Here is an 18,101-nt window from a genome sequence, read left to right as displayed (position 1 = left end):
CGCACCAAAGGCGCAAAGTGGACCCAGATCAGCAATGGCGTTGATCGCCACGAGATTTGCCCAACGACTTGGGCGATTGAGCAAAGCCGCTCGACCCTCTGCCTTCCTCCTCCCTTGGCAGAGAGCGTCAGCGGCTTTTTTCGTTTTTCCCCACTGGGACAACTAACAGACAACAAAGGAACGACAGGGAAATGAAGCATTTGTCCGCCATTCTGGCAGCCACGACCATGCTGAGCACTCCGGCCTTTGCCGAAATGCTGGAACTTGAAAAAGACGAACTCACCTTCGGTTTCATCAAGCTGACCGATATGGCTCCGCTGGCTGTTGCCTACGAACAGGGCTACTTCTTCGACGAAGGCCTCTTCGTGACCCTCGAAGCGCAAGCGAACTGGAAGGTTCTGCTCGACGGCGTGATCGACGGCACTCTGGACGGCGCGCACATGCTGGCCGGTCAGCCGCTGGCTGCCACCATCGGCTACGGCACCGAAGCGCACATCATCACCCCGTTCTCGATGGACCTGAACGGCAACGGCATCACCGTTTCCAACGAAGTCTGGGACATGATGCGCCCGCACATCCCGTCGATGGATGACGGCCGCCCGCAGCACCCGATTTCGGCAGAAGCGCTCGTTCCGGTGATCGAACAGTTCAACGCCGACGGTAAGCCCTTCAACATGGGTATGGTGTTCCCCGTTTCGACCCACAACTACGAGCTTCGCTACTGGCTCGCATCGGGCGGCATCAACCCGGGCTACTATTCGCCCGAGGATGTGACTGGCCAGATCGGCGCTGACGTCTTCCTGTCCGTCACCCCGCCGCCGCAGATGCCCGCAACGCTCGAAGCCGGCACCATCAACGGCTACTGCGTTGGTGAGCCGTGGAACCAGCAGGCCGTCATCAAAGGCATCGGCGTTCCGGTCATCACCGACTATGAAATCTGGAAGAACAACCCCGAGAAAGTCTTTGGTATCACTGCAGAATTCGCAGAAGAGAACCCGAACACCACCCTCGCCGTCACCAAGGCTCTGATCCGCGCCGCCATGTGGCTGGACGAGAACGAGAACGCCAACCGCGCAGAAGCGGTCGAGATCCTGTCCCGTCCCGAATACGTGGGTGCAGATGCCGACGTGATCGACAACTCGATGACCGGTACCTTCGAATACGAACCGGGCGATGTCCGCGACGTTCCCGACTTCAACGTGTTCTTCCGCTACTACGCGAACTATCCCTACTACTCGGACGCTGTCTGGTACCTGACCCAGATGCGCCGTTGGGGCCAGATCGCCGAAGCCAAGCCCGATAGCTGGTACGACGAAGTCGCCAAGTCGGTCTACAAGCCGGAAATCTACCTCGAAGCCGCCCAGCTGCTGGTCGACGAAGGTCTGGCCGATGCTGCCGACTTCCCGTTCGATAGCGACGGCTACCGCGACGCGACTCCGGCTGAAGACATCATCGACGGCGTTGCCTTCGATGGCCGCACCCCGAACGCCTACATCGACAGCCTGTCCATCGGTCTGAAAGCCGAACAGACCGTCGTCGGCAACGAAGTTCAAGGCTAATCAATAACTTATCGGGCGGTCTTCCGCCGCCCGATCACCCCTTTCCCGAGGACCGCCAGATGACAACCGCCGATCCCGATTTTGCAAAATCCGCCGACCGCGAGGCACGCCGCGCCCGCCTTTTCACCCGCATCAACAAGGCCGACGCATGGTTCACCGTGCTGGGTCTGGGGTGGATCACCCCGATGCTGAAGGCCGCCGCAGGTGACAACCCGCGCGCCCAGATGAAGGAAGTCTGGCGTCTGCTCGGCGTTCCGGTTCTGGCCATCCTCTGCTTCATCGCCCTGTGGGGCTTCCTCGCGCCGAAGGTGCAAACCTCGCTGGGTGCCATTCCGGGACCGGCTCAGGTCTGGGCGAGCGCCGTCGACCTCCATCAGGACGCCATCGAAAAAGCCGAGAAAGAGGCCGTGTTCTACGACCGCGTCGACCAGCGGAACCAGCGCCTGATCGAAGCGGGCCGCGGTGACGAGGTCAAGGAAATGGCCTACACCGGCGCGCCGTCCTACTACGACCAGATCGGCACCTCGATCGGCACCGTGTTCTTCGGCTTCCTGATCGCTTCGGCCGTCGCCATTCCGCTGGGCATCATCGCGGGCCTGTCGCCCATCGCCAACGCCGCGATCAACCCGCTCGTGCAGATTTTCAAGCCCGTCTCCCCGCTCGCTTGGCTGCCGATCGTCACCATGATCATCTCGGCCCTTGTTCCGAGCAATGACGGCCTCCTCGCCAAATCGTTCCTCGTGTCCGCCATCACCGTGACCCTGTGTTCGCTGTGGCCGACGCTGATCAACACCGCTCTCGGTGTGGCCTCGATCGACAAGGACCTCGTTTCGGTCTCCAAGGTTCTGAAAATGGGCACATGGAAGAAGATCACCAAACTGGTGCTGCCTTCGGCCCTGCCGCTCATCTTCACCGGTCTGCGTCTGTCGCTCGGTGTGGGCTGGATGGTTCTGATCGCCGCCGAAATGCTCGCCCAGAACCCCGGCCTCGGCAAATTCGTGTGGGATGAATTCCAGAACGGTTCTTCGCAGTCGCTGGCCCGCATCATGGTCGCTGTCTTCACCATCGGTATCATCGGCTTCCTGCTCGACCGTGTGATGTACGCCCTCCAGTCGCTCTTCACCTTCTCGGCAAACCGGTAATCGTCATGAGCATCCTGAGCTTCCAGAACGTCAACAAAGGCTTCGGTCAGGGGACCAACCGCACCGAAGTTCTGAAGAATATCGACCTCGACATCGAAGAAGGCGAGTTCATTGCGATCCTCGGCTTCTCCGGCACCGGCAAGTCCACCCTGATGAACCTCATCGCGGGTCTGGAAATGCCCGACAGCGGCAGCGTCACGTTCAAAGGCAAGCCGATCACCGGCCCCGGCCCCGAACGCGGCCTGATCTTCCAGAGCTACTCGCTGATGCCGTGGCTCACGGTGAAGGGCAACATCATGGTCGCCATCGACTCCGTGTTCCCCAAGCTGTCCAAGGCCGAAAAGGATGCGAAAGCGGATCACTACATCGCCATGGTCGGCCTCAGCCACGCCGCCGGCCGCCGTCCTGCGGAACTGTCGGGCGGTATGCGCCAGCGTGTATCGGTGGCCCGCGCGCTCGCCATGTCGCCGGAAATGCTGCTGCTGGACGAGCCGCTCTCGGCCCTTGATGCGCTGACCCGCGCTAACCTCGCGGACGAGATCCTCGACATCTGGGAACAGGACAAGAAGACCTGCATCCTGATCACCAACGACGTGGACGAAGCGATCCTTCTGGCGGACCGCATCATCCCGCTGAATCCCGATGGCACGCTGGGCGAGCCCGTCACCGTCACCATCCCCCGTCCCCGTGACCGGATGGAGATGAACAACGACGACACGTTCCACAAGTTGCGCGCACAGGTCACCAACTACCTGATGGACGTGGGTATCCAGGGCAAAGCCGAGGAAACCCGCCTGCTGCCGAACGTCACCCCGATCCACGGCATTCCGGCAGCGGTTGCGAAAGCACAGGAAGGTCTGATCGAAGAGCGCTTCCTCGACTTCTCGCAGCTCCACAAGATCTACCCGACCCCCAAGGGCCCGCTCACGGTGGTCGAGGACTTCAACCTCAAGGTCAACCGCGGCGAGTTCATCAGCCTCATCGGTCACTCGGGCTGTGGTAAATCCACGGTTCTGACGATGGCTGCGGGTCTGAACGCGATCTCCAAGGGCGCGATCAAACTGGACGGTCGCCACGTCGAAGGCGCCGACCCCGAACGCGCCGTGGTGTTCCAGTCGCCCAACCTGTTCCCGTGGCTGTCTGCCAAGGAAAACGTGTCGATCGGTGTGGACAAGGTCTACCCCAAGGCATCGCAGCAGGAACGTCAGGACGTGGTGGAATACTACCTCGAACGTGTGGGCCTCGCCGATGCGATGGACCGTCCCGCGCACTCGATGTCCAACGGCATGAAGCAGCGCGTCGGCATCGCCCGCGCCTTCGCCCTGTCGCCGAAGCTGCTGCTTCTGGACGAACCCTTCGGGATGCTCGACAGCCTCACCCGCTGGGAACTGCAAGAGGTTCTCATGGAGGTCTGGAGCCGCACCAAAGTGACCGCGATCTGCGTCACCCACGACGTGGACGAAGCGATCTTGCTGGCCGACCGCGTGGTCATGATGACCAACGGTCCGCAAGCCACCATCGGCAAGATTACCGACGTCGACCTGCCGCGCCCGCGGACCCGCAAGGCGCTGCTCGAACACCCTGATTACTATCACTACCGGCAGGAAGTGCTCGATTTCCTTGAGGAATACGAACACGGGGCTAAGCCCAAATCCAAGCCGGTCAAAGCTATCGCAGCGGAGTGAATGTCATGAAAAAGAAACTCGTTGTCATCGGGGCCGGCATGGCCTCTGGCCGGATGCTCGAACATCTTTTCGAAGCAAACGCCGATTACGATGTCACCCTCTTCAACGCAGAGCCGCGCGGCAACTACAACCGCCTGATGCTCTCGCCGGTTCTGTCGGGCGAAAAGACCTACGAGCAGATCGTTACCCACGATGACGCGTGGTACGCGGAAAACGGCGTCACCTGCCGCTTCGGCGAAAAGGTCACCGGCATCGACCGCGACCGCAAGGTCGTCATCGGTGAGAACGGCGAAGTCGCCTATGACAAGCTGGTCATCGGCACCGGTTCGAACCCCTTCATCATCCCGCTTCCGGGGCATGACCTGAAGGGCGTGATCCCTTACCGCGACCTCGAAGACACCCAGTCGATGATGGACCTTGGCGCAAAGCCGGGCTCTAAGGCTGTGGTCATCGGCGGCGGTCTCCTCGGTCTCGAAGCGGCTGCCGGTATGGCTGCCCGCGGCGTCGAGGTCACCGTGGTGCACATCATGGGTCACCTGATGGAGCGTCAGCTCGACGAAGCCGCAGGCTACCTGCTGCGCAAGTCGCTGGGCGAAAAAGGCATCAAGGTCATGTGCAAGGCGAACTCGAAAGAGATCCTTGCAGACGAGAATGGCCACGTCCGCGCCCTGCTGCTGGACGACGGCACCGAACTGCCGTGTGACCTCCTGGTGATGGCTGTCGGCATCCGCCCGAACACCAAGCTCGGTGCAGAGGCCGGCCTCGCTGTCGGCAAGGGTATCCACGTCGACGACCAGATGGTCACTTCGGACCCCGATATCCTGTCGCTCGGCGAATGCGTCGAACATAACGGCGCGATCTTCGGCCTCGTGGCTCCGCTCTATGATCAGGCCCGCGTTCTGGCGAACACCCTGATGGGTATCGAAGATGCATTCAAAAACAAGGAAGTATCGACCAAACTGAAGGTCACGGGCTGCGATCTGTTCTCCGCAGGCGACTTTGCCGAAGGCGAAGGCCGCGAGGACATCGTGTTCCGCGATCCGGCCCGCGGCGTCTACAAGCGCCTCATCCTTCAGGGCAACAAGGTCATCGGCGCTGTCATGTACGGCGACACCGCAGACGGCGCGTGGTTCTACAATCACATCAAGGAAGGCACCGATGTCGCAGAGATGCGCGACACGCTGATCTTCGGTCCGGCCTATCAGGGCGGAGCCGCCGCGGACCCTTTGTCAGCCGTTGCAGCCTTACCGGCTGACGCAGAAATCTGCGGCTGCAACGGCGTATGTAAAGGCAAGATCGTGGACGCCATCAACGGTGGCGCCACCACCCTCGACGGCGTGCGCGCCACCACCAAGGCATCGAACTCCTGCGGCACCTGCACCGGACTGGTAGAGCAGGTTCTGGCGGTCACACTGGGCGAAGATTTCGTCATGCCGACCTCCCAGCCGATCTGCAAATGTTCGGACCACACGCACGAAGACGTCCGCCGTCTGATCAAGGCGCAGGAACTCAAATCCATGCCTGCCGTGTTCCAAGAACTGGCATGGAAAACCGTCGACGGCTGCCACGTCTGCCGTCCGGCGCTGAACTACTACCTGCTGGCCGACTGGCCGCTAGATTATCAGGACGATCCGCAGTCGCGTTTCATCAACGAACGCAAGCACGCCAACATCCAGAAGGACGGCACCTTCTCGGTCGTGCCGCGCATGTGGGGCGGAATGACCACCTCGGACGAGCTGCGCGCCATCGCGGACGTGGTGGACAAGTTCAAGATCCCGACCGTCCACGTCACGGGCGGCCAGCGGATCGACCTTCTCGGCGTCAAAGGCGAAGATCTGCCTGAAGTCTGGTCGGATCTGAACAAGGCCGGCATGGTGTCGGGCCACGCTTACTCCAAAGGTCTGCGCACGGTGAAAACCTGTGTGGGCAAGGATCACTGCCGCTTCGGCACGCAGGATAGCACCGGTCTCGGCATCAATCTGGAAAAGGCGCTCTGGGGGTCGTGGACGCCGCACAAGGTCAAGCTGGCCGTGTCTGGCTGCCCGCGTAACTGCGCCGAAGCCACCTGTAAGGACATCGGCGTCGTCTGCGTGGACAGCGGCTACGAGATCGGCATCGCGGGCGCCGCAGGTATGGACGTGAAGGAAACCGAAGCGTTCCACAAAGCGGCAAGCGAGGAAGAGGTTCTGGAATACGTGCAGGCTGTCATGCAGCTCTACCGTGAGAACGCGAAGTACCTCGACCGCATCTACAAGTGGGTGAACAAGGTCGGGCTCGACTGGGTCAAGGAGCAGGTTGCCGACGAGGCGAACCGTAAGGCGCTGGTCGAACGCTTCCTGATTTCCCAGTCCGTCTACCAAAAAGACCCGTGGGCAGAGCACGTCGAAAAGGAACAGGCGCGCTACACCCCGATGGCAAACCTCATGATGGAGGCCGCAGAATGACGCAGTGGATCGATATCGCCGCGCTTGTCGACATCCCGCGCCAAGGTGCGCGGGTGGTCAAAACAGCTCAGGGCTGCGTCGCGGTGTTCCGCACGCTGGATGACCATGTGTTCGCGCTTGAAGACCGCTGCCCCCACAAGGGCGGCCCCCTCTCCGAAGGCATCGTCCACGGCCACAAGGTCACCTGCCCGCTGCACAACTGGGTGTTCGACATGAACACCGGCGAAGCACAGGGCGCGGACAACGGTCAGGTCGGCACTTTCACGGCCAAGGTCGAAGCGGGCCGCATCTATCTGGACGCAACCCAACTGATGGCACGGAGCGCGGCATGAAAGACCTCGGGCTTGGCAACACCGTCAAAACCACCTGCGCCTATTGCGGCGTCGGGTGCGGCGTGCTTGCAACGATAAGTCCGGCAGGCGAAGTCACCGTGAAGGGCGATCCCGAGCATCCGGCCAACTATGGTCGGCTCTGCTCCAAGGGGTCGGCCCTCGCGGACACCCTTAGCAGCATCGGCCGTTTGGTCAGCCCTGAAATCGGCGGCGTGAAAACCGACTGGGATACGGCGCTCGAACTTGTCGCCAAGCGTTTCCAGAAAACCATCGCAGAGCACGGTCCCGATAGCGTGGCGTTCTATGTGTCGGGCCAGCTGCTGACCGAAGACTACTATGTCGCCAACAAGCTGATGAAGGGCTTCATCGGCTCGGCGAACATCGACACGAATTCCCGCCTGTGCATGGCGTCCTCCGTCGCGGGCCACCGCCGTGCGTTCGGCACGGACACCGTGCCGGGCAACTACGAAGACCTTGAGCAAGCCGATCTGGTCGTTCTGACGGGCTCCAACCTCGCGTGGTGCCATCCGGTCATCTACCAGCGTCTGCTCGCCGCCAAGACCACGAACCCCGCAATGAAGGTCGTGAATATCGACCCGCGCCGCACCGCGACCTCTGACATTGCCGACCTGCATTTGCAGATCGAAGTCGGTGCGGATGTGACGCTTTTCAACCGCCTTCTGCTGGCGATCGTGGACAGCGGTCATGTGGATCACGACTACGTCGCCGCCCACGTAAACGGCTTCGACGCCGCCGTTGAAGCCGCACGGAACGAAGCGCGAGCCGACCTCGGCATCAGCGATGCGGACCTGCAAGCGTTCATCGACCTGTGGACCGGCACCGAAAAGGTCGTCACCGTCTACAGCCAAGGCGTCAACCAATCGAGCAGCGGCTCGGACAAGGTCAACGCGATCATCAACTGTCACCTCGCCACGGGCCGTATCGGTCATGCGGGCATGGGTCCGTTCAGCGTCACCGGCCAGCCCAACGCCATGGGCGGCCGCGAGGTTGGCGGTCTGGCGAATATGCTCGCCTGCCACCTCGATCTGGAGAACGCGGACCATCGCGAGGCCGTACAGGATTTCTGGCACGCCCCCGCCATGCCGGACCAAGCGGGCCTCAAGGCCGTCGAGATGTTCGACGCCGTAGCCGATGGCCGGATCAAGGCGATCTGGATCATGTGCACCAACCCCGTCGTCTCCATGCCCGAGGCCGACAAGGTCCGCACGGCGCTAGAAGACTGCGATTTCGTGGTGGTGTCGGACATGTACGGCGACACGGATACCGCGCTGACCGCCGACGTCCTCCTCCCCGCAACGGGTTGGAGCGAAAAGGACGGCACCGTCACCAACTCCGACCGCACGATCAGCCGCCAGCGCAGGTTCCTCGCGCCTGTCGGTCAGGCGAAACACGACTGGGACATCATCTCAGAAGTCGGTCGCCGCATGGGCTGGGAAAGAGCATTTGCCTACACCGCTCCCGAGGATATCTTCCGCGAATACGCCGCGCTTTCGTCGCTCGGCGGTAAGTTCGGCAAGGACTTCGATATCTCGGCTTGGGACATCGGCTATGACTGCATGACCCCGACCCGTTGGGGCAAGGAGCGCTACTTCGGCAATGGCGGGTTCTACCACGCCGATGGCCGCGCCAAGATGCTGCCCGTCCAGTACACCGCGCCGAAAAGCGCCCCGACCGATGCCTTCCCGCTGCGCATGAACTCGGGCCGCGTGCGCGATCACTGGCACACGATGACCCGCACGGGTCAGGCCGCGCGCCTGTCGCAGCACCTTGCCGAGCCGTTCATCGAAATCCACCCCGCCACGGCAGAGCGTCTGGGCATCAAGCCCGCACATCTGGTCGAAGTCACCTCGCCCCACGGTAAAGCCATCGTCCGCGCCCTGATCACCGACCGCGTCCGCCGCCGCGAAGTGTTCGTCCCGATCCACTGGACCGGCCAGTATTCGTCAGCCGGACGCGTCGACGCGCTGGTCACCGGCTACACCGACCCCGTTTCGGGCCAGCCCGAAAGCAAAGCGACCTGTGTCGACGCGCAGCCCTTCGCTGCCGACTTCTACGCCTTTGCCGTCTCGACCGCCGAGCCGCAGCCCGACTGCGCCTATTGGGCCAAGGCCCGCGTGGATGCAGGGTGGCGCATGGAACTGGCGGGCGCGAAACCTGCAGATTGGGAGGCGTTCGCCATTTCGCTCTTCGGCAAGGGCGACGTCACCAGCGTGATCGACGACGCGCGCGGCATTGCCCGCATCGCCGTTACCCGCAACGGCAAGCTGCTGGGCGCTCTCTTCGCGGGGCCAGAGCCTGTCGCGGTATCGCGCAGCCACCTCGCCTCGCTCCTCGGCGAAGCGCCGGATGCGGTGCTCGCTGGTCGTCCCGGAGCCGACCAACCCGACGCAGGACCGATCATCTGCTCGTGTTTCTCGGTCGGCGTGAATACGATCTTGACCGCGATGGAAAAGGACGGCCTGATGACCGTCGAAGCTATCGGCAAAGCACTCTCCGCAGGGACAAACTGCGGGTCCTGCAAACCCGAAATCGCCCAGCTCATCGCCCGAACGGCGATCCGCGAAGCCGCCGAATAACGGAGCCCGACCATGCAGTCCTTCCCGATGTTCATCAAAATGGCAGGCCGGAAGGTCGTGATTGTCGGCGGCGGCGAACAGGCAGCACAGAAAACGCGCCTGATGCTGAAAACGGAAGCCGAGATTATCGTCGCGGCGCCTGAACTGGACGACGAACTTGCGGGACTTCTGGCAAAGGGCCGCATCAGCCACGTTGACGGCGCGATCTCGGCGGACCTGTTTGAGGACACCGCAATGGTGTTGATCGGCACGGGCTGCCCTGCCGTTGATGCCTCGATCCACGCGGTTGCCAAGGCCGCGGGTGCTCTGGTCAATGTGGTCGACCAGCCGCATTTGTGCGACGCGACCACCCCGTCCATCGTGGACCGCGATCCGGTCGTTGTGGCCATCGGCACCGAAGGCACCGCGCCCGTGCTGGGCCGCCGAATCAAAACCCAGATCGAGCAGATGCTGGATCCGCAGATCGGCACGTTCGCCGCACTTGCGGGACGTCTGCGCGGCGCTGTTGCCCACCGCATTCCGCGTGAAAACCGCCGCGAATTCTGGCGCTGGACGTTCAACGACGCGCCTTGGACCACCTTCAAACGCGGTGCGCAGCGCGAAGCGGCAGAGATGCTGAAAACCGCCGTGGCGGAAGGTGAATATGCGGCCGCGCAAGGTTCGATCTGCCTCGTCGGTGCTGGCCCCGGTGCCCGCGATCTGCTTACCCTCCGCGCCGTGGAGCGCCTTCAGGAAGCGGACGTCATTTTCTATGACCGGCTTGTCGACCCCGAGGTTCTGGAACTTGCCCGCCGCGATGCGGAGCGGGTCTACGTCGGCAAGGTCGTCGGGGCGCACGCCCTGCCCCAAGACCGCATTAACCAACTGATCGTCGCCGAGGCCCTGAAGGGTCGCCGCGTTGTACGTCTGAAGTCCGGCGATCCGACCATTTTCGGCCGCATGACCGAGGAACTGGACGCCGCCCGCGAGGCTGGCATCGAGACCGAAGTCGTCCCTGGTATCACCGCCGCGACCGCTGCCGCGGCCCAGATGCAGGTCAGCTTGACCGAGCGGAACAAGTACGACTCCGTCACCTTTGCCACCGGAGCCTTTGCCGAAGACGCAGACCCGCGCGACCTGCTGCGCCACATCAAATCCGGCACCCGCGTGGTGTTCTACATGTGCGTGGCGAGCGCCGAGAAACTAGCGCATTCGATCATCGAAGAGGGCCTTGCAGAGCGCGTCGGCATCACCATTGCCAGCGACGTGTCCAACCCCCGCGCGGAGTTCATCGAGACTTCGGTGGGTGACCTCGTGGAGACGCTGCAAACCGCGTCGATCAGCGGCAAGGCTCTGCTGATCATCTCGCCTGACACCGACCTCGCCATGGCAAAGCCTGTCGGCACGCTCCTGCGTTCGGTCTAAGAGCCCTCACCCCAGCCCGTGAACGCTCCGCAGGTAGGCGAAGTGCATGGCTGCCATGCCGCGATAGGGCTTCCAGCCGTCCGCCGTGTTCTGCGCCACGGCATCGGATAGCACCGCGAGCGGCTGGCCAGAGGAGCGCGCGAGGATGATCGTCTGCGCGGCCTTCTCAAAGAAATAGAGGTCCTCGAATGCGTCCGCGACGGTCTCGCCTATGATGGTCACACCGTGGTTGCCCATGACGAGCACGGACTTGTCGCCCATGCTCTCCGCGATGCGCTCGCCCTCCTCTGCCGCGTCGGCGATACCGCCAAAGGACAGATCGTAGGCCGTGCGCCCGTAGAACCGCGCGGTGTTGTTGTCGATTGGCACAACGGTCGGGTCCTTGAGGCAGGCCAACGCGGTGGCATATGGCGAGTGCGCGTGCAGGATGACACGGGCGTCCGGCAGCTTGCGGTGAAGCGTGCCGTGGACGCACCACGCCGAGGCATCCGGCGCGTCGGGGCGGGTCAGAACGTCCTGATCGCGGCTGTCGAGCAGCAGCAGATCCTCCGGCTTGATCGTCGCGAAGTGCTGCCATTTGGCGTTCAGCAGAAACGCATTCCCGTCCGCCGAGACAGCGGCGCTGAAATGGTTGCCGACACTCTCGCTCCAACCAAGCGCATGGGTGATGCGGAACGCGTCCGCGAGATCGCGGCGCAGGTCCGCTATGGTATCGGGCGCATTGACGGGTGCGTTCATCCCTTGAACCTTCCTTCGCTGACGAGCGCACGGTAGGTCGAGCGCATCTCTCCGCGGTCCACATAACAGCCGCGCAGGTAGCGGTCGCCGCTGGTCGCCGAATAGGCGGCGCGGCCATGGACGATGCGGTGGTTGTCGAACACAATACACTCGCCGCCCTTCATCAGGAACCGCATCATGTATTTGTCCTCCTGAAGCATCCGCCCGAAGCGGCAGAACGCGGGGTAGTAGTCGTCCAGCAACTCCTGATCGAGGTCAAAGATATCCGCCATGTGCTGACTGATCGTGAGGCCCGACACTTCGCCGTGCTGGTCCAGTTCGATGACGGTCTGGCGCGAGCGGGCGTCATAGGTGTCGTGCTCGCAGAAGAACGGAATGGAAATTTCGGACAGCAGCTTGAAGCCCTCGGGATCGCGCGCGCGGAAATCATTCGCGACCGCCACGCCGTCCGCATAAAGGCTCTGGCCGCCCTGCACGGTATTCGCGCGGCAATGGAGGAACTGGATACCGGGTGCGAATTCTTCGGCGGGGGTGTCGGTGTGCAGCTCCAGCGCGGCAGATGTGTACGCCGTGTTCGTCGGATTGATATGCGTGCGCACGTCGAAATAGGTGCCGAAGAACGTCGGACGGACAAAGCCCATCAACTCTGCGGTCTGGGTCAGCCCTTCGTCGCTGTCGGGCATGTCGGTCACGATGGTGAAGCCGTGGACCAGCATCGCCTTGATCCAAGCAGCACGCTGGTCCTTATCGGCGACCAGCTCGGGCTGGGAGAAACGCGGCACGGTCGGATAATGGTCGCTGTACCATGCCACGCGGGTCAGGTCGGCAGGATCGATGCGGCTGTTTCCGCCCGCATATGTCACCAGCCAGTCCAGCGGCATACGGGTGACGTGGCCCTCGTCCTCCCATGCGATGACCAAAGCGTCCCCTTCGACCTCGGCGGTTCTGGCGCAGGGCGAGTCCTCAAGGTGGAAGATGTCAAAGCTTCGCTCGCGGGTGATCGGGCTGAAGGACGTCGGGCAGTTATCGCGGAGCCAGTAGTAGTTAAAGTAATACGAAATACCGTCTGACAGCGTGATGTGCAGACCTTTCTCGGAGAGGTCGGTGACATGCGGCGCAATCATGGTGCTGCTGAGTTCGTTCATTTCTTTGGCCCTAAGTAAGGTGTTCGCTTGAGCCGACCGTCCCACGGGAACGGCTTGAACGATAGCGCGATTGGTGTGAAACTAACTTAACCGAATACTTATGCTGTGAGCCGATGAACGCCTTCCCGCCCCTCCGCCTTCTGTCTACCTTCGAAGCGCTGTCCCGCTATGGCTCCATGCGCGATGCGGCGGCGCGGTTGAACGTGACCCAGCCCGCTGTGAGCCAAGCGATCAAACAGCTCGAAGATCATGTCGGGGTTACATTGATCGACCGCAGCGTCCGCCCGTCGCGCCTGACCGAAGAAGGCGAATTTCTCGCCCGCGCGGTCCGCGAAGGGCTGGGCCGGATTTCGGCCACACTGGAGGACATCAAGGCGATGCAGGCGAATGCCGAACGGCAGATCACGGTCGCCTGCACGCTGGGGGTCGCGACCTACTGGCTGATGCCGCGCCTGTCGGGCTTCTACGAGGACCACCCCGATATCACCGTCAACGTGCAGGCCCCTGCGACCGACCTGCCCGTCCTCGTCCCCGGTGTCGACGTGGCGCTCCGCTATGGCACAGGGGGCTGGCGGGAGGGCCGATCGGAGAAATTATTCGCCGAGGTTGTCTGTCCCGTCGGCGCCCCTGATCTCATTGCGCGACTGTTGGCCGAGGGCACGGATCTGGAGGCCGCGCCGCTGATCCATGTGCGCAGCCCGCACAACCATCATTGGGCGGGATGGGAGGATTATCTGACCGCAAGAGGCATCACCCGCCCCCGCTCCAGCGGGCAGAGTTTCAACAACTACGTGCAGGCGATGCAGGCGGTGATCGACGGGCGCGGGCTGATGCTCGGCTGGCGGTCGATCACCGAGCGCGCGGTGAACGAAGGCACGTTGCAGCAATGGCCCGAAGGCGCGCTCGACCTCGGCACGGCGTATTACGTGTCCACGACCGCCTCGCCGTCGCAGGACGCGAAGCTGTTCGTGGACTGGCTGAAATCAGCGGCCTGACTTACCGCCCCTTCCACACCGGATCGCGCTTTTCCGCGAATGCCTTCGCACCCTCCAACTGGTCCTCGGATCGGTAGAGCTTTTCCACCGTCGCGAACTGGCTTTTGGTGATCCGGTTCATCGCGTCCTGGAATTTCATGTCCTCCGCCTCGCGCACGATCTCCTTGATCGCGGCAAAGACGAGCGGTGGCCCGTCCGCAAGCTGCGCGGCAAGCTTGTGCGCCTCCGTCATAAGGTCCGCAGCGGGCACAATGCGGCTCACGAGACCCCAGTGCGCGGCCTCCTCGGCATCGAACCAGCGCCCCGTGAGCAGCAGGTCCATCGCAACGTGGTACGGAATGCGCTTGGGCAGTTTGATCGAAGCTGCGTCCGCCACGGTGCCCGATTTGATCTCCGGCAGCGCAAAGGTCGCGTGATCGGCGGCGAGTATCAGGTCCGCGCTCAGCGCCAGTTCCAGCCCGCCCCCGCAGGCGATGCCGTTGACCGCCGCGATCACGGGTTTGTTCAGGCCGCGCAGTTCCTGCAAACCGCCGAAACCGCCAACGCCATAATCGCCGTCCACCGCATCGCCGCCAGCGGCAGCTTTGAGGTCCCAACCGGGGCAGAAGAACCTCTCCCCCGCGCCGGTAATGATCGCAACGCGCAGGCTGTCGTCATCGCGGAACTCAGTGAAGACCTCGCCCATCAGACGACTGGTCGCGAGGTCGATGGCGTTGGCCTTGGGGCGGTCCAGAACGACCTCCAGAACCGCGCCGTGGCGGGTCACTTTGAGCGGCGACTGGGTCATTGGTGTCCTCCCATGCGGATGAGTGCGTCCACCGCGACCGCCTTGTCAGGGCAGCATAGCAGCGGATTGATTTCGATTTCCTGAACGCTGTCCTGATGCGCCGTGACGAAGTCTTGCACGGCCATGACAGCCTCTACAATCGCGCCGATGTCCGCAGCGGGTTTGCCGCGATAGCCGGTGAGCAGCGGGTAGCATCGCAGGCGGGTCAGCGCCTCGGTGATGTCGTCTTTCGTGGACGGCAGGAGGAGCGAGACCGTGTCTTGCAGGATTTCGGTCATCACCCCTCCTGCCCCTATGGTCAGCACGAAGCCGTGCACAGGGTCACACAGCACGCCGACCAACAGCTCGGCCACCGCATCGGTGACCATTTCCTCGACGAGGTAGTCGTTGCAGGGGATCGCCTCGGCGGCGGTCTGGACCTCATGTGCCGAGGTCAGGTTGATGCGGACCGCGCCCGCTTCGGTCTTGTGCGCAAACCCCATGCCTTTGAGCACAACGGGATAGCCGATGGCATCAGCGGCTTCGGCGGCGGCTTCTGCTGTCGCGGTTCGCTGAGATTGCGAGATCCGGAGGCCATGTTCGGTCAGCATCGCCTTCGCGGTGCTTTCGTCCAGCGTCTCGCCGTCGCCTGTGACTTGGTTCGGCAGAAGCAGCGGTTCGCCAGTCATCGGGCGCACCTGAGCGGCGGCGGCGATGGCTTTGAGGCCGTCGGACATGCCGCAGAGCGGAACCACGCCGTGCTGTATCAGCCGCTCGGACACGCCTTCAGGCATCCCTTCGGCAAAGGACGCAAGCACGGCCATCGGACGCCCCGTGGCTTCGCGGGTGGCAATCACCGCGTCGACGACCTTGGCCCAGTCGGGAGCGTCGAACCTGTCCTGACGGGGAAAATCGAGCACCACGCAGCCGAGCGCCAGATCGCCGACCGCCATGCCTGCGGAGAAACAAGCCGTCAGCGCGGCCTCGTCGCCCCAGATGTAGGTGTGGTAATCGAGCGGGTTCGCGAGCGCCACCTTCGGCCCGAGCGCGGCGCGGAGGGCGTCCTTCTGCGGCTGCGCGAGCGGCGGATAAGCGACGCCGAGGCTCTGCCCGAGGTCGGCCATCAGGGACGCCTCGCCACCAGAGCAGGACATGGACAGGATGCGGTTCGACAGCAGCCCGCCCGCGACGTGCAGCACCTTCAGCGTCTCCACGAACGACGCGGGATCGTCCGCGAGCGCGAAGCCCAAACGGCGCATCAGCGCTCGCGCTCCGGCATCGCTGCCTGCGAGGGAGGCCGTGTGCGAGACGGTTGCCAGCTGCGCTTGATCCGAGCTTCCCACCTTCATCACAACGACCGGCTTGCCTAGCTGCGTCGCCGTGAAAGCGAGCTTCTCATAGGCCCGCAGGTCGTTCACGCCCTCGATATGCAGCCCCAGCGCGGTGACGCGGGGATCGGAGAGCAGCGCCTCGCCGATCTCGGCCATGCCGATCTGCGCTTGGTTACCGCAGGTGACGACATAGGCCAGCGGCAGCCCGCGCGTCTGCATGGAGATGTTGATCGCCACGTTCGATGACTGGCCGATGAAGGCCACGCCGGTCTCGCATGGTCCCGCGCCATGCACGTCCGGCCAGAGCGCCGCGCCGTCCAGCGCATTGACGAAGCCGTAGCAGTTCGGCCCGAGGATCGGCATATCGCCCGCCGCCGCGACTAAGCTATCCTGAATGCTGTTGCCGTCCTCCAGCTCCGCCGACGCCTCACGGAAACCGGAGGCGAAGCACACCGCCCCGCCCGCGCCCACCCGAGATAACTGCTCCACGATGCCGATAGTCGTGTCGCGGTTCACCCCGATGAACGCGGCATCTGGCGCGGACGGGAGGGCTGCGATGGAGGGGTACGCCCTTATCCCCGCGACCTCGCCGCGGGTCGGGTGGACGGCCCAGATGTCGCCCGCAAAGCCGATCTTCTCGCACTCGCGGATGACGTTCGCGCACCACGCGCCGCCGCCGATGACGGCGATGCTTCGGGGGCGCATCAATCTGTCCAAGGACCGCATGTCAGGCTCCGAGAGGACGGAACAGATCGCGGCTGATGATATGCCGCTGGATTTCGCTGGTGCCGTCCCAGATCCGCTCGACACGGGCATCGCGCCAGAAGCGTTCGATCGGGAAATCGTCCATGAGGCCCATCCCGCCGTGGATTTGCAGGGTGGCATCGGTCACGCGGGCCAGCATTTCGGAAGCATAGAGTTTGGCGCTCGCGATCTCCCGGTTCGCCTCCAGCCCTTCGTCCAGACGCCACGCGCCCGAAAGGGTCAGCCAGTCGGCGGCGTCGATCTCGGTGATCATGTCGGCGATCTGGAAGCTGACGCCTTGGAACTTCGCGATCTGCTGGCCGAACTGCTTGCGCTCTGCGGCGTAGCTGAGCGCGTGGTCGAAACAGCGCCGCGCGCGGCCCACGCAGAACGCAGCGACGGTCAGGCGGGTTGCGTAGAGCCACGTGTTCATCACCGCGAAACCACCGTCGACCTCGCCCAGAACCTGCGCGTCAGGCAGGCGGCAGTTGTCGAAATAGAGGACGTAGTTCTTGTACCCGCGATGCGAAACCGAGGCGTAGCCCTCGCGCACTTCGAACCCCGGTGTGCCGCGATCGACGAGGAAACAGGTGATCCGCTTCTTCGGACCTTTCGGTGTTTCATCGACACCGGTCGCGACGAAAACGATAAAGAATTCAGCGTGTTCCGCGCCGGAGATGAAGTGCTTCGATCCATTCACCACCCAGTCGCCGCCATCGCGCTGGGCAGAACATTTCATGCCGCGCACGTCTGATCCGGCGTCGGGTTCGGTCATGGCCAGCGCGTCCATCCGTTCGCCGCGCACGGCGGGGAGCAGGTACTTCTCACGCTGCTCGCCCTCGCACGCCATGAGAATATTCTGCGGGCGACCAAAGAAGTGAGTGAGCGCCATCGAGCCGCGTCCAAGCTCCCGTTCGACCAGCGTGAAATCGAGGTGCGAGAGGCCCGCGCCGCCGACGTCTTCGGGGAAATTACAGGCGTAAAAGCCGAGGTCGATGACCTTCTGTTTGATCTCCTCGCCCAACTCGCGCGGCACTTGGCCCGTGCGTTCGACCAGCGCCTCGTGGGGATAGATTTCCTTTTCCACGAACGACCGAACGGTCTTTACGATCATGTCCTGCTCATCACTCAGACCGAAATGCATCGTCCTCTCCCTTGCCGGTTTGGATCGAGAATGCGTAAAGTTCGAAAAACCTATCGTGCGAATTTGGAGTATTTT

13 protein-coding genes are annotated in these 18,101 nt (G+C 63.1%); 8 read left to right on the top strand and 5 right to left on the bottom strand.

The window, feature by feature from the left end; translation table 11 throughout:
• Positions 1-191: 191 nt before the first annotated feature.
• Genes HCZ30_RS13805 through cysG form a run of 7 tightly spaced genes read left to right on the top strand, consistent with a single transcriptional unit; the run spans position 192 to position 11,163 of the window.
• Positions 192-1,559 (top strand): CmpA/NrtA family ABC transporter substrate-binding protein, encoded by a 1,368-nt coding sequence (locus tag HCZ30_RS13805; RefSeq protein WP_167638883.1) that lies wholly within the window; start codon positions 192-194, stop codon positions 1,557-1,559.
• Positions 1,560-1,618: 59 nt separating this feature from the next.
• Positions 1,619-2,701, top strand: coding sequence for an ABC transporter permease (locus HCZ30_RS13800; RefSeq protein WP_167638882.1), 1,083 nt, complete (start codon positions 1,619-1,621; stop codon positions 2,699-2,701).
• A 5-nt stretch (positions 2,702-2,706) separates the two neighbouring features.
• Positions 2,707-4,386: an ABC transporter ATP-binding protein gene (locus HCZ30_RS13795; protein ID WP_167638881.1), complete on the top strand. Its 1,680-nt coding sequence runs from the start codon at positions 2,707-2,709 to the stop codon at positions 4,384-4,386.
• Between the two features lie 5 nt (positions 4,387-4,391).
• A complete protein-coding gene (gene nirB, locus HCZ30_RS13790; protein WP_167638880.1) occupies positions 4,392-6,830 on the top strand; it encodes a nitrite reductase large subunit NirB in 2,439 nt (812 codons plus the stop codon).
• The gene (nirD, locus tag HCZ30_RS13785; RefSeq protein ID WP_167638879.1) at positions 6,827-7,162 is read left to right on the top strand and encodes a nitrite reductase small subunit NirD; all 336 of its coding nucleotides are present in this window, start codon (positions 6,827-6,829) and stop codon (positions 7,160-7,162) included. Before nirB ends, nirD begins: the two co-directional genes overlap by 4 nt.
• On the top strand, positions 7,159-9,759 hold the full coding sequence (locus HCZ30_RS13780) for a nitrate reductase (RefSeq protein WP_167638878.1): 2,601 nt from the start codon (positions 7,159-7,161) through the stop codon (positions 9,757-9,759). The genes nirD and HCZ30_RS13780 overlap by 4 nt, the downstream gene beginning before the upstream one ends.
• Before the next feature lie 12 nt (positions 9,760-9,771).
• Positions 9,772-11,163, top strand: coding sequence for a siroheme synthase CysG (gene cysG / locus HCZ30_RS13775; RefSeq protein ID WP_167638877.1), 1,392 nt, complete (start codon positions 9,772-9,774; stop codon positions 11,161-11,163).
• 6 nt (positions 11,164-11,169) lie between these two features.
• Here the strand turns inward: cysG and HCZ30_RS13770 are convergent, their stop codons facing one another.
• Both HCZ30_RS13770 and HCZ30_RS13765 read right to left on the bottom strand, forming a co-directional pair.
• Positions 11,170-11,901, bottom strand: coding sequence for a class II aldolase/adducin family protein (locus tag HCZ30_RS13770; protein ID WP_167638876.1), 732 nt, complete (start codon positions 11,899-11,901; stop codon positions 11,170-11,172).
• A complete protein-coding gene (locus HCZ30_RS13765; RefSeq protein WP_167638875.1) occupies positions 11,898-13,046 on the bottom strand; it encodes a TauD/TfdA family dioxygenase in 1,149 nt (382 codons plus the stop codon). Before HCZ30_RS13765 ends, HCZ30_RS13770 begins: the two co-directional genes overlap by 4 nt.
• 113 nt (positions 13,047-13,159) lie before the next feature.
• On the opposite strand from HCZ30_RS13765, the gene HCZ30_RS13760 reads away from it, so the two are divergent.
• Positions 13,160-14,041, top strand: a complete 882-nt coding sequence (locus HCZ30_RS13760) for a LysR substrate-binding domain-containing protein (protein WP_167638874.1) — start codon at positions 13,160-13,162, stop codon at positions 14,039-14,041.
• A gap of 1 nt (position 14,042) precedes the next feature.
• On the opposite strand, the gene HCZ30_RS13755 is transcribed toward HCZ30_RS13760, so the two are convergent.
• From HCZ30_RS13755 to HCZ30_RS13745, 3 genes are read right to left on the bottom strand one after another with little or no spacing between them, the layout of a single operon-like run.
• Entirely contained in the window at positions 14,043-14,828 is a 786-nt protein-coding gene (locus HCZ30_RS13755) for a carnitinyl-CoA dehydratase (protein ID WP_167638873.1), read from the bottom strand.
• The gene (locus HCZ30_RS13750) at positions 14,825-16,864 is read right to left on the bottom strand and encodes an acetate--CoA ligase family protein (RefSeq protein ID WP_167638872.1); all 2,040 of its coding nucleotides are present in this window, start codon (positions 16,862-16,864) and stop codon (positions 14,825-14,827) included. Before HCZ30_RS13750 ends, HCZ30_RS13755 begins: the two co-directional genes overlap by 4 nt.
• Before the next feature lies 1 nt (position 16,865).
• Positions 16,866-18,026, bottom strand: coding sequence for an acyl-CoA dehydrogenase family protein (locus tag HCZ30_RS13745; RefSeq protein ID WP_167638871.1), 1,161 nt, complete (start codon positions 18,024-18,026; stop codon positions 16,866-16,868).
• Between the last annotated feature and the right edge of the window lie 75 nt (positions 18,027-18,101).

The sequence above is a fragment of the Marivivens donghaensis genome (assembly GCF_011806565.1).
Classification (GTDB): domain Bacteria; phylum Pseudomonadota; class Alphaproteobacteria; order Rhodobacterales; family Rhodobacteraceae; genus Marivivens; species Marivivens donghaensis_A.
Note: the sequence above shows the minus strand (reverse complement) of the source record. Positions and strands in the feature narration are given on the sequence as shown.